The organism is Streptomyces sp. NBC_00572, from assembly GCF_026341815.1.
In the GTDB taxonomy this organism is placed as follows: domain Bacteria; phylum Actinomycetota; class Actinomycetes; order Streptomycetales; family Streptomycetaceae; genus Streptomyces.
Genome location: NZ_JAPENX010000001.1, coordinates 1646930 through 1659742, shown reverse-complemented (window position 1 = coordinate 1659742; position 12813 = coordinate 1646930). Strand labels below are relative to the sequence as shown.

Annotated in this window: 10 protein-coding genes and 1 tRNA gene; 5 read left to right on the top strand and 6 right to left on the bottom strand. The window is 71.7% G+C overall.

The window, feature by feature from the left end:
* The first annotated feature begins 17 nt into the window (after positions 1–17).
* Together OG514_RS07530 and OG514_RS07525 are read left to right on the top strand one after the other, a co-directional pair.
* Positions 18–2663 carry a cellulose binding domain-containing protein gene (locus OG514_RS07530; RefSeq protein WP_266892154.1) on the top strand — a complete coding sequence of 882 codons (2646 nt, stop codon included), beginning with the start codon at positions 18–20 and terminating at the stop codon, positions 2661–2663.
* Complete coding sequence (locus tag OG514_RS07525) at positions 2648–3994, top strand: endo-1,4-beta-xylanase (RefSeq protein ID WP_266892152.1); 1347 nt, start codon at positions 2648–2650, stop codon at positions 3992–3994. The genes OG514_RS07530 and OG514_RS07525 overlap by 16 nt, the downstream gene beginning before the upstream one ends.
* Positions 3995–4042: 48 nt before the next feature.
* Here the strand turns inward: OG514_RS07525 and OG514_RS07520 are convergent.
* The 4 genes from OG514_RS07520 to OG514_RS07505 all read right to left on the bottom strand — a co-directional run bounded on the left by OG514_RS07520 (position 4043) and on the right by OG514_RS07505 (position 7057).
* Positions 4043–4115, bottom strand: a tRNA-His gene (locus OG514_RS07520).
* A 118-nt stretch (positions 4116–4233) separates the two neighbouring features.
* A complete protein-coding gene (gene orn, locus OG514_RS07515) occupies positions 4234–4836 on the bottom strand; it encodes an oligoribonuclease (RefSeq protein WP_266892150.1) in 603 nt (200 codons plus the stop codon).
* Positions 4837–5068: 232 nt separating this feature from the next.
* Positions 5069–6238: a helix-turn-helix domain-containing protein gene (locus tag OG514_RS07510; protein WP_266892148.1), complete on the bottom strand. Its 1170-nt coding sequence runs from the start codon at positions 6236–6238 to the stop codon at positions 5069–5071.
* Between the two features lie 432 nt (positions 6239–6670).
* The gene (locus OG514_RS07505) at positions 6671–7057 is read right to left on the bottom strand and encodes a hypothetical protein (RefSeq protein ID WP_266901032.1); all 387 of its coding nucleotides are present in this window, start codon (positions 7055–7057) and stop codon (positions 6671–6673) included.
* A 343-nt stretch (positions 7058–7400) separates the two neighbouring features.
* Between OG514_RS07505 and OG514_RS07500 the strand changes: the two genes are divergently transcribed.
* Both OG514_RS07500 and OG514_RS07495 read left to right on the top strand, forming a co-directional pair.
* Entirely contained in the window at positions 7401–7922 is a 522-nt protein-coding gene (locus OG514_RS07500) for a universal stress protein (RefSeq protein WP_030213404.1), read from the top strand.
* A gap of 176 nt (positions 7923–8098) precedes the next feature.
* A complete protein-coding gene (locus tag OG514_RS07495) occupies positions 8099–8662 on the top strand; it encodes a GPR1/FUN34/YaaH family transporter (RefSeq protein ID WP_266892144.1) in 564 nt (187 codons plus the stop codon).
* 127 nt (positions 8663–8789) lie between these two features.
* Here the strand turns inward: OG514_RS07495 and glmS are convergent, their stop codons facing one another.
* Positions 8790–10607, bottom strand: a complete 1818-nt coding sequence (gene glmS, locus OG514_RS07490; protein WP_266892142.1) for a glutamine--fructose-6-phosphate transaminase (isomerizing) — start codon at positions 10605–10607, stop codon at positions 8790–8792.
* Between the two features lie 70 nt (positions 10608–10677).
* The gene (locus tag OG514_RS07485) at positions 10678–10953 is read right to left on the bottom strand and encodes a hypothetical protein (RefSeq protein ID WP_266892140.1); all 276 of its coding nucleotides are present in this window, start codon (positions 10951–10953) and stop codon (positions 10678–10680) included.
* A 193-nt stretch (positions 10954–11146) separates the two neighbouring features.
* Here OG514_RS07485 and OG514_RS07480 point away from each other — a divergent pair, with 193 nt between their 5' ends.
* Positions 11147–12793, top strand: a complete 1647-nt coding sequence (locus OG514_RS07480) for a beta-N-acetylhexosaminidase (protein WP_266892138.1) — start codon at positions 11147–11149, stop codon at positions 12791–12793.
* Positions 12794–12813: the final 20 nt, after the last annotated feature.

The window sequence follows — 12813 nt, the reverse complement described above, 5'->3', positions numbered from 1 at the left end:
TCTTCGACGGGATATCCATGCGCAGCACACGCCATCTGCTCGCGGGGCTCGCCCTCACCGCGGGCCTCCTCGCGGGGGCGGCACCCGCCACGGCCGCCCCCACCCCCGCTGCCACCACAGCGGCCTCCTACACCTGGAAGAACGTCCGCGTCGACGGCGGCGGCTTCGTCCCCGGCATCGTCTTCAACCGGACCGAGAAGAACCTCGTCTACGCCCGCACCGACATCGGCGGCGCCTACCGCTGGAACCAGGCCGCCTCCTCCTGGACCCCGCTCCTCGACGCCGTCGACTGGGACCACTGGGGCCACACCGGAGTCGTCGGTCTCGCCTCCGACAGCGTCGACCCCGACAAGGTGTACGCGGCGGTCGGCACGTACACGAACGACTGGGACCCCGGCAACGGCGCCGTCCTCCGTTCCGCCGACCGGGGCGCCACCTGGCAGCGCACCGACCTCCCCTTCAAGCTCGGCGGCAACATGCCCGGCCGAGGCATGGGCGAGCGCCTTGCCGTCGACCCGCACAAGAACAGCGTCCTCTACCTCGGCACCCCCAGCGGCAACGGCCTCTGGCGCTCCACCGACTCCGGCGTCACCTGGTCGAAGGTCACCTCTTTCACCAACCCCGGCAACCACCAGCAGGACCCGACCGACACCAGCGGCTACAACTCCGACGAGCAGGGCATCGTCTGGGTCACCTTCGACGAGTCCACCGGCACCGCCGGCAGCGCCACGAGCACCCTCTACGTCGGTGTCGGCGACAAGCAGAACGCCGTCTACCGCTCCACCGACGCCGGCGCCACCTGGACCCGGCTCCCCGGCCAGCCCACCGGCCACCTCGCCCACAAGGGCGTCCTCGACGCGGAGAACGGCTACCTCTACCTCGCGTACAGCGACACGGCGGGCCCGTACGACGGCGCCAAGGGCCAGGTCTGGCGGTACGCCACCGCCACCGGCACCTGGACGAACATCAGCCCCGTGGCCGAGGCCGACACGTACTACGGCTTCAGCGGACTCACCGTCGACCGGCAGAACCCCGGCACGGTCATGGTCTCCGGCTACAGCTCCTGGTTCCCCGACACCCAGATCTTCCGCTCCACCGACAGCGGCGGCAGCTGGACCAGGGCCTGGGACTACACCTCGTACCCGAACCGGGCCAACCGCTACACGATGGACGTCTCCTCCGTGCCCTGGCTGACCTGGGGCGCCAACCCGGCCCCGCCCGAGCAGACCCCGAAGCTCGGCTGGATGACCGAGGCCCTGGAGATCGACCCCTTCGACTCGAACCGCATGATGTACGGCACCGGCGCCACCGTGTACGGCACCCAGGACCTCGGCAAGTGGGACGCCGGCACGAACTTCACCATCCGGCCCATGGTCCAGGGCCTTGAGGAGACAGCCGTCCTCGACCTGGCCTCGCCGCCCTCCGGGGCCCCGCTGATCAGCGCCCTCGGCGACATCGGCGGCTTCCGGCACACGGACCTCACGAAGGTCCCGTCGATGATGTTCACCGGCCCCAACTTCACCTCCACCACCAGCGTCGACTTCGCCGAGACCAAGCCCGACACCGTCGTGCGCGCCGGGAACCTCGACGGCGGCCCGCGCGTCGCGTTCTCCACCGACAACGGCACCAACTGGCGCGCCGGCCAGGAGCCTTCGGGCGTCACCGGCGGCGGCACGGTCGCCGCATCGGCCGACGGCGGCCGCTTCGTCTGGAGCCCGGACGGTACGGGCGTCCACACCGGCACCGGCAGCGCCTGGACGGCCTCCACCGGCGTCCCGGCCGGCGCGACCGTCGAGTCCGACCGCGTCGACCCGCTCACCTTCTACGCCTTCAAGTCCGGCACCTTCTACGCCAGTACGGACGGCGGAGCGAGCTTCTCCGCCCGCGCCACGGGCCTTCCCGCCAAGGGCAACGTCCGCTTCAAGGCCGTCCCCGGCAAGAAGGGCGACCTCTGGCTCTCCGGCGGCGCCCCCGACGCCACCTACGGCCTCTGGCACTCCACCGACGGCGGCGTCACCTTCACCCGGGTCGCCGGGGTCGAGCAGGCCGACACCATCGGCTTCGGCAAGGCCGCCCCGGGAGCCACGTACCCCGCCCTCTACACGAGCGCGAAGATCGGCGGCGTACGCGGCATCTTCCGCTCCACCGACGCGGGCGCGAGCTGGGTCCGCGTCAACGACGACGCCCACCAGTGGGGCTGGACCGGCGGCGCGATCACCGGCGACCCCCGCGTCTACGGCCGGGTGTACGTCTCCACCAACGGCCGCGGCATCATCTACGGCGACACGAGCGAGACCGGCGGCGGTGACGGCGGCGGCACCACCGAGCCGCCCGCGCCCACCGGCGCCTGCAAGGTCGCGTACAAGGTGACCAGCCAGTGGCAGGGCGGCTTCCAGGCCGACGTCACCCTCACCAACACCTCCACCACCGCCTGGACCGGCTGGAAGCTCGGCTGGGACTACCCGGCGGGCCAGCGCGTCGGCCAGATGTGGAACGCGACCCCCGTCCGGACCGGCACCGCTGTCACCGCCCAGAACGTCGGCTGGAACGGCGCCGTCGCCGCCGGGGCTTCCGCCGCCTTCGGCTTCACCGGCACCTGGACCGGCACCAACCCCGTACCGGCCGCCTTCACCCTCGGAGGTGCGACGTGCTCCGTCGCCTGATCACCGGCGCCGCCCTGCTCGCCGCGGTCCTCACGGCCACCGCCACCCCCGCTTCGGCCGCCGACACCCCGCTGCGGGACCTAGCCACTGCCCGCGGCGTCTACGTCGGCACCGCCGTCACCGCGGGGAAGCTCGCCGGCGGGTACGCGGACGTCGCCGGGGCACAGTTCGGCTCACTCACCCCCGGCAACGAGATGAAGTGGGACTCCGTGGAGCCCGCCCGGGGCACGTACGACTGGACCGGCGCGGACCGCGTCGTCGCCTTCGCCGAGGCCCACGGCCAGCGGGTGCGCGGTCACACCCTCGTCTGGCACAGCCAGCTTCCCGGCTGGCTCACGGGCGGCAGCTGGTCCGCCGCCCAGCTCCGCACCCTCATGACCGACCACGTCACCGCCGAGGCCGGCCGCTACAAGGGCCGGATCGACCACTGGGACGTCGTCAACGAGCCCCTGAACGAGGACGGCACCCTGCGTCAGTCCCTCTGGGGCGCGGCCCTGGGTGAGTCGTACATCGCGGACGCCTTCCGCGCGGCCCGCGCCGCCGACCCGGCCGCGAAGCTCTACCTCAACGACTACTCGACCGACGCCGTCGGCGCGAAGAGCGACGGCATGTACGCCCTGGTGAAGCGGCTCCTCGCACAGGGCGTGCCGGTCGACGGGGTCGGCTTCCAGGCCCATCTCGTCCTCGGCCAGGTCCCCGCCTCCCTGGAGGCCAACCTGCGCCGCTTCGTCGAACTCGGCGTGGACGTGGCGATCACCGAGCTGGACATCCGGATGACCCTGCCCGCGACGGACGCGAAGCTCGCCCGGCAGAAGGCGGACTACACCTCCGTCCTGCGCGCCTGCCTCGCCGTCACCCGCTGCGCGGGCGTCACCGTCTGGGGCTTCACCGACTCGGACTCCTGGATCCCGGACTTCTTCCCGGGCCAGGGCGCGGCGACGCCGTACGACGAGAACCTCGCACCCAAGCCCGCGTACGCCGGGATCGCCGAGACACTCGCCCCGGTGGCCCCACCCGCCCCGGGTGTGTGCTCCGTCACATATGCCGTCACCAGTCAGTGGACGGGCGGTTTCACGGCCCAGGTCACCCTCCGGAACACGGGTACGGCCCCGCTGGACGGCTGGACGGTCCGCTGGACGCAGCCCGCCGGCCAGCGGGTCACCCAGGCGTGGAACGCGACGGTGACCCAGACCGGGGCGGAGGTGACGGCCACCCACCTCCCGTACAACGCGACGGTCGCGCCGGGCGGCTCGGTCGCCTTCGGCTTCAACGGCTCCTGGTCGGGCACCAACCCGCCCCCGGCCACCCCCGCCTGCACGCCGGGAACGTAGGAAAAGACTCAGGCCCCGGTTCTTTCGAACCGGGGCCTGAGCCATCAGGGTGAGTAACGGGACTTGAACCCGCGACATCCTGGACCACAACCAGGTGCTCTGCCAGCTGAGCTATACCCACCATGTCCGGCGGTGTTCCCGAAGGTTTCCCCGACCGGCCGAGAAGAAGTCTACAGGGTTCTGGAGGGTGCTCGCGCCCGCATTGATTCGGGGGCGCGAGCGGCCCTACGCGGAGGGGGTCATTCGGACGGTACGACGTGCCGGGCCGCGATCCGCTTCGCGGTCTCGGAGTCCGGGCCGGGCTGCGGGACGAAGACCACCTCGCGGTAGTAGCGCAGCTCCGCGATGGACTCGCGGATGTCGGCGAGCGCCCGGTGGTTGCCGTTCTTCTCCGGACTGTTGAAGTACGCCCTCGGGTACCAGCGGCGGGCCAGCTCCTTGACCGAGGAGACATCGACGATCCGGTAGTGCAGGTGGCTCTCCAGGGCGGGCATGTCCCGGGCGAGGAAGCCGCGGTCCGTGGAGACCGAGTTCCCGCACAGGGGTGCCTTGCCGGGTTCCTTGACGTGCTCGCGGATGTACGCGAGGACCTGGGCCTCCGCGTCGGCGAGCGTGGTGCCTTCGGCGAGCGCGTCGAGGAGCCCCGAGGCCGTGTGCATCTGGCGCACGATCTCGGGCATGGTCTCCAGGGCCGCGTCCGGCGGGCGGATCACGATGTCCACCCCGTCGCCGAGCACGTTCAGTTCCGAGTCGGTGACCAGTGCGGCCACCTCGATGAGTGCGTCGTCCGTCAGCGAGAGCCCGGTCATCTCGCAGTCGATCCACACCATGCGATCGTTCATGCGTCCACCTTAGGGGCTCTTACCTCTGCCTGAGCGGGCCGGAGCGGGCCGGAGCGGGCCGGAGCGGGCCGGAGCGGGCCGGAGCCCGGGCCCGACGAGGCCCGAGCGGGCCGGAGCCCCGGGCCGGGGAGGCCCGATCCGTCCCCGGGCACGCCGACGGGCGCCCGGGGGAGGTGTCCCCGGACGCCGGTCGGTCCTGCGATGCGCCGCTTGTGGCCGCGCGGGTCTTCGGTTACGGCGCGCTGCGCTGGCCCGGGAGCGCCGGACGCCCGGGGGCGTAGGCGTCGGACTGCGGCTTCCCCGGGTCCAGCGGGGAACCCGGGCGCCGGATGCCGGCCGCGACCTGGGCGGGCACGACCGGGTCGAGCACCGCCGTGACGGCATCGCCCTGCGGCCGCCGGGCGCGGTACGCCGCCCGGTAGGCGGCCGGCGAGGAGCCGAGCTGGCGCCGGAAGTGGCCGCGCAGCGCCACCGGGGAGCGGAAGCCGCACCTGCCCGCGACCTCGTCGACCGAGTAGTCGGAGGTTTCGAGCAGCCGCTGCGCCTGGAGCACCCGCTGGGTGATCAGCCACTGGAGGGGGGCCGAACCCGTCAGCGAGCGGAACCGGCGGTCGAAGGTCCGCCGTGACATGTACGCGCGGGCAGCCAGGGTCTCCACGTCGAACTGCTCGTGGAGGTGCTCCAGCGCCCAGGCGACGACCTCGGCCAGCGGGTCGGCGCCGATCTCCTCTGGTAAAGACCTGTCGAGGTAGCGCTCCTGACCGCCGCTGCGCCGTGGCGGGACGACCAGCCGGCGCGCAAGGGCGCCCGCGGCCTCCGTGCCGTGGTCGGTCCGCACGATGTGCAGACACAGATCGATTCCGGCCGCCGTGCCCGCGGAGGTCAGCACGTCCCCGTCGTCGACGAAGAGCTCCCGGGGGTCCACATGGACCGACGGGTAGCGCTTGGCGAGCGTCGGCGCGTACATCCAGTGCGTGGTCGCCGGGCGGCCGTCGAGCAGGCCGGCCGCGGCGAGCACGAACGCCCCGGTGCACAGACCGACGATCCGCGCACCCTCCTCGTGGGCGCGGCGCAGCGCTTCGAGCGCCTCCGGCGGTGGCGGCGAGGTGATCGACCGCCAGGCCGGGACGACGACGGTGCCCGCTCGGCCGATGGCCTCCAGGCCGTACGGCGCGGTCAGTTCGAGTCCACCGGTGGTCCGCAGCGGTCCGTCCTCGCCCGCACAGACGAGCAGCCGGTAGCGGGGCACCCCGGCGTCCTGCCGGTCGATGCCGAAAACGGAGAGCGGGATGGAGCTCTCGAAGATGGGGCCGCCACTGAACAGCAGCACCGCGACGACTTCGCGACGGCGGCGCCCGGTCAGCTTCCGTGCGGCCTCCGGTGCGGTGGAGTCCTGGCTCATGACGCTAAGCCCCCCTCGGTGTTCGCGTCTCCCTGGTCGTGTCGCTCCTGCACGTTTCCCCTCGGTTTTGCACGAGACCCCAGTCTTCGGTACCCATGATCGAATCTACTGCGTCCTGTGGCGCCGGCGTGACAAGTTCTCCATCCGATGGATTGTCGACAAGGCCACTTGGCGTGAAGCGATCGATCGCGAAGTCTTCCGTCCGACGGCCCCCGGGGGAAGGGGCGGCGTGGCGAACGCCCCCGTACGCGGGGGGTGCGAGCCCTTGTGGCGGGGCATTTTCGGGTGCCGGCAGCAGGGTTGGGCAACCGTTCCGCCAAGGACTCGCCGACAGATGGAAGTTGGCTGAAAACATATGGGTTCGGGTGTGCGAACCTGTCAACTCCAGGAGGGGCGGGCCCGGCCAGCGCCCCGATTCGGGCTGATTTGCCCCTAGCCGCGCCGCCTGCTGCGGACGGGCTCGCCGCGCAGCCCGCGCTCCGAGCGGCGCAGCAGCACCCGGCAGGCCGCCGTCACCGCGACGAGGCCGAGGGCGGTCCCGGCCGCCCCGCCGAGCGAGCTGCCGTAGACGACCAGGACCACCGGGACCAGCACGCAGCAGAAGACCGCCCAGCGGACGACGTCGTCGGCCTGGTCCGCCGCGCCCGCGCCGGCCCCGGCGCGCGGGACCGCCCCCGCCGCTCCCGGACCGTGGCCCGGATCCGGGGCCGCGGGTGCGGCCGGGCCGAGGACGGGTGCCCGGCGGCGGCCCCGGGGCATGGTGAGCACGGCGGTGGGGGCGGCGGAGGTCTGGCCGGCGGCGGTCGATGGTGCGGGCACGGGCGGTCTCCCTGCGACGGTGGGCTGGACCTGTGGCAACGAGAAACGGAACGCTGCGGTCACTCTCGGCGACGTCCGTTTGGCCCCCGTACGGACGCCTGTAGGGCACAACCGGCATTGCCAGATCCCGAGCCGCTCGTGCATGCTCCCTGGAACGCCGCGCGTGAGCGGGGCGCACGCCGGGGAGTGGCACGGCGGGCTCTGGGCAGGAGAGGAGTGTCGCCGTACCCTTGGGGGTATGGGCTTGGGAAGATGATTCCCGGACACAGCTCCGCCGCCACCCGTTGTTCCGTCCCTCCTTATCCCGTCCCTTCCCACGAGGACCCTCTTCGCCGAGACACCGATGGCCGGTCACGAATTCCCCGAACCCGCGGACCGCAAGCGCGTCGCCGATTCCACGGTCGACCCCCTCGCGGTAGAACAGCCACGTCACGCCTGCGACCCGGCCTTCCGGCACGGGGTCGTCGTCGGCTTCGACGGATCCACGTCCAGTGAGCGCGCCCTCGCGTATGCCATCGGCATGGCCAGGCGCTCCGGCTCGGGCCTGATCATCGTGCACGTGGCCAACCGGCTGCCCACCACGGTGTGGGCCGGCTGCGAGCCCCCCGTCTTCGTCGACGTGCCCGACCACCGCACCGAGGTCCTCGGTCTGGAGCTGGCCTGCGCCGAGCACCTCTCCGAGGTGCCCTGGATCCTCGTCGAGCGCGGTGGGGACATCTGCCACGAGCTGGAGGAGGTCGGTCGCGAGTACTCGGCCGACGCGATCGTGGTCGGCTCCACGCACGGAATCGTCGGCCGGATCTTCGGCTCGGTGGCCGGCCGGCTCGCGCGCCGCGCCAAGCGGCCCGTGATCGTCATCCCGTAACGCTCCCGGACGTCGCTCCCGTCTCGTACGGCCCGTCAGGTGTTTCTCTCAACTGCCGTCATCCGGCCATAAATTCGGCCTCTCGTAGGTGAATTGTGCGCTTGTGAAGGGTACATAAGGGTCACCGGAACACAGCAGCTCACGCAGGACACCTGCGCATCTGAAGGGAGCCCGCCGTGGACAACGAAGTCGCCGCGGGAAACACCACTTCCACTCTCGGCAACCTCGCACTCGGACTGACCCTGCTGGCCTTCGGCCTGGGCGGTACGGGTGTCATCGACAACGTCGCGGCAGCGGATGCCGCGGGCCTCGCCACCTGGGTCGGCGGGGTGACGCTCTTCCTCGTCGGCCTGCTCGCCCTCCGCGCGGGCGACAAGGGTGAGGGCACGGCGTTCGCGGCGCTCGGCGCCTTCTGGTTCACCTGGGGAACCGCGGCCGGCGGCGGCGCCTCGGCCGACGCCGTGGGCGTCTTCCTGCTCCTGTGGGCGCTCCTGGCGCTCACGCTGACCATGGCCGCCAAGGGTGGCGGAATGTTCGGACAGGGCGTGTACGGGCTGCTGTTCGTCGCGCTCCTGCTGCTCGGCATCGGGGCGCTCGCCGACAACGGCGGGCTCGCGAAGGCGGGCGGCTGGGTGGCGGCGGTCGCCGGCCTGATCGCCTGGTACGGCGCCACGGCGGCGGTCGCGGGCTGGCCCACCGCACTCGGACGGGCGAGCCGCAGCGCGGCGGCGGCGAGCTGACCGTACGAGACGGCAGAAAAGCGGTCCCCGTGCACCTGGGATGCACGGGGACCGCTTCGTGTCCGGTCGAACCGTCGGGGGACAGGCCCGGCGGCGCGGCTCGGGGGGACAGGCCCCGAGGTCGCTGCTACTCGACCGTGACGGACTTGGCCAGGTTGCGCGGCTTGTCGATGTCGCGGCCCATGGCGAGCGCCGTGTGGTAGGCGAGGAGCTGGAGCGGGATGCCCATCAGGATCGGGTCCAGCTCGTCCTCGTTCTTCGGCACGACGATGGTGTGGTCGGCCTTCGCCTGCGGCTGGTGCGCGACCGCGAGGATGCGGCCGCTGCGGGCCTTGATCTCCTCCAGGGCGGCGCGGTTCTTCTCCAGCAGGTCGTCGTCGGGGACGATCGCGACCGTCGGCAGGGCCGGCTCGATGAGGGCGAGCGGGCCGTGCTTCAGCTCGGAGGCCGGGTAGGCCTCGGCGTGGATGTAGGAGATCTCCTTGAGCTTCAGGGAGGCCTCCAGGGCGACGGGGTAGCCCCGCACGCGGCCGATGAACATCATCGACTGGGCGCCGGCGTACTCCGCGGCGATCTTCTTGATCTCGTCCTCGGTCTCGAGGATCTCCTGGATCTGCGCGGGCAGCTTGCGCAGGCCCTCGATGATCCGCTTGCCGTCGGTGACGGACAGGTCGCGGATGCGGCCCAGGTGCAGGGCGAGCAGCGCGAAGGCGGTGACCGTGTTGGTGAAGCACTTGGTGGAGACGACGCAGACCTCGGGGCCGGCGTGGACGTACACGCCGCCGTCGGCCTCGCGGGCGATGGCGGAGCCGACCACGTTGACCACGCCGAGGACGCGGGCGCCCTTGCGCTTCAGCTCCTGGACGGCGGCGAGGACGTCGTAGGTCTCGCCGGACTGGGAGACGGCGATGTAGAGGGTGTCGGGGTCCACGACCGGGTTGCGGTAGCGGAACTCCGAGGCCGGCTCGGCGTCGGCGGGGATGCGGGCCATGGACTCGATGAGCCCGGCGCCGATGAGGCCGGCGTGGTACGAGGTGCCGCAGCCGAGGATCTTGATGCGGCGGATGGTGCGGGCCTCGCGCGGGTCCAGGTTCAGGCCGCCCAGGTGCACGGTGGAGAAGCGGTCGTCGATCCGGCCGCGCAGCACGCGGTCCACCGCGTCGGGCTGCTCGGAGATCTCCTTGTGCATGAAGGTGTCGTGGCCGCCCATGTCGTACGAGGCGGCCTCCCACTCCACGGTCTCCGGGGTGGCGGTGGTGGTCGCGCCCGAGGTCGTGTACGTGCGGAAGTCGTCGGCCTTCAGGGTGGCCATCTCGCCGTCGTCGAGGGTGACGACCTGGCGGGTGTGGGCGATCAGGGCGGCGACGTCGGAGGCGACGAGCATCTCCTTCTCGCCGATGCCGAGGATGACCGGCGAGCCGTTGCGGGCCACGACGATGCGGTCGTTGAAGTCGGCGTGCATCACGGCGATGCCGTAGGTGCCCTCGATGACCTTGAGCGCCTCGCGGACCTTCTCCTCCAGGCTCTCGGCCTGGGAGCGGGCGATGAGGTGGGTGATGACCTCGGTGTCCGTCTCGGAGGCGAAGACGACACCGTCGGCCTCCAGCTTGGCGCGGAGCTCCTGGGCGTTGTCGACGATGCCGTTGTGGACGACGGCGACCTTGTTCTCGGGGTCCAGGTGCGGGTGCGAGTTGACGTCGCTCGGCGCGCCGTGGGTGGCCCAGCGGGTGTGGGCGATGCCGGTGGTGCCGGTGAAGCGCTTGGGGACGCGGGCTTCGAGGTCACGGACGCGACCCTTGGCCTTCACCATCTTCAGGCCGGAGGCCTTCGGGCTGGTGACGACCATGCCGGCCGAGTCGTATCCCCGGTACTCCAGACGCGCCAGGCCCTCAAGGAGCAGCGGGGCGACGTCGCGCTTTCCGATGTAACCGACAATTCCGCACATAAAGGTGAAACCCCTCCAGGTCAGTGGATGTTCTCGGCCGTCCGGGTGGTCCGGCGTGCCCTCGGCCGTATCAGCCGTAGACGATGCGGCGCAGCTGCCGGAGCGAGAGCTCCGGTGGCGCCACGGCCCGGTGTGGCAGTTCGGCCGCGATCCGCTCGAAGATCTCGGTGTTCACGGCCCCGCCGGACTGCAGTTCGCGGTGGCGGCGGCGGACGAACTCCTCGGTCGTCTCGTCGAAGTACGCCAGCACGTCGAGCACCACCCGGGCGGCCTCACCGCGCTGGAGCGCGGTGCTGCGGACCAGGTGGTCGATGAGGTCGTCGTGCGACGGGCGGCGTTCGAGCACCCGTGAATACTGAGGGGTTCCACGTTCCTTTCGCAAGAATCCTGCCCGATATCGGGCAGGCGTGCCATGATCCACCCCGATTCGGCGCCGATTGGTCCAGACCTTGACCGATGAGGGCCCCGACGGTACGCATGGTGACGGTTCGGATATACAACTCGACAGACGCGTCCAACGCCCGAAGGGGAGCATGCCTGTGAGCCAGCGCCGAAGGATCCCGCGCCTGATCGGATCCCTGCTCCTGGTCGCCGCCGCCGGGGTCGGCTGCGGCGAGGCCGCCGCCGACAGCACGACCGACGACAAGAGCGGCGACGGCAGGACCGCCGCCGCCGAGCCCGAGGTCCGCCCGCTCGGCCGCATCGTGCCCGTACCCGCCTCCGTCACCCCCGAGGGCGAGCCCTACACCCTCACCGGCACCACCCGCATCGGCGTGGACAGCACCCGCCCCGAGACCCGGGAGCTCGGCCGCTACCTCGCCGGACTGCTCCGCCCCGCCACCGGCTTCCCACTGCCCGTCGTCGACGACCCCGCCGCCGGCGGCGGCATCCGGCTCCGGCTCAGCCCCGACGACACCGCGCTCGGCGACGAGGGCTACCGGCTCCACTCCACGCCCGAGGGCCTCACCCTCACCGCCCGCGAGCCCGCCGGCCTCTTCCGCGGCGTCCAGACCCTGCGCCAGCAGCTGCCCTCCGCCGTCGAGCGCAAGAGCGTCCAGACCGGCCCCTGGAAGATCGCGGGCGGCACGATCACCGACACCCCGCGGTACGGCTACCGGGGCGCCATGCTCGACGTCGCCCGCCACTTCTTCACCGTCGACGAGGTGAAGCGGTACATCGACCAGCTCGCGCTCTACAAGGTCAACACCCTCCACCTGCACCTCTCCGACGACCAGGGCTGGCGCATCGCCGTCGACTCCTGGCCCCGGCTCACCACCCACGGCGGCTCCACCGAGGTCGGCGGCGGCCCCGGCGGCTACTACACCAAGGAGCAGTACAAGGAGATCGTCCGGTACGCCGCCTCCCGCTACCAGGAGGTCATCCCCGAGATCGACCTCCCCGGCCACACCAACGCCGCCCTCGCCTCCTACGCCGAACTCAACTGCGACGGCGTCGCCCCGGAGCTCTACACCGGCGTCAAGGTCGGCTTCAGCTCCCTCTGCGTCCCGAAGCCCGTCACGTACGACTTCGTCGACGACGTGATCCGCGAGATCGCCGCGCTCACCCCCGGCCGGTTCATCCACATCGGCGGCGACGAGGCGCACTCCACCAGCCACGCGGACTACGTGACCTTCATGGACAAGGTGCAGCCGGTCGTCGCCACGTACGGCAAGAAGGTCGTCGGCTGGCACCAGCTGACCGGCACGACCCCGGCGGACGGAGCCCTCGTCCAGTACTGGGGCCTCGACCGCACCCCCACGGAGGAGAAGGAGCGGGTCGCGGCCGCCGCGCGGGCCGGCGCCGGGCTGATCCTCTCGCCCGCCGACCGCACGTACCTCGACATGAAGTACACCAAGGACACCGAGCTCGGCCTCGCCTGGGCGGGCTACGTGGAGGTCCGGAAGTCGTACGACTGGAACCCGGCCACCTATCTGCCGGGCGCGCCGGAGAGCGCCGTCCGGGGCATCGAGGCGCCCCTGTGGACGGAGACCCTGGCCACCACGGACGACCTGGACGTCATGGCCTTCCCGAGGCTGCCGGGATTGGCGGAACTGGGCTGGTCGCCGGCGGAGAGCCACGACTGGGAGACGTACAAGGTCCGCCTCGCGGAACAGGCCCCGCGGTTCGACGCGCTGGGCATCGACTACTACCGCTCGCCGGAGGTGCCCTGGCCCGCCGGGCGGTGACCGCGGCATGGGACGGGCGC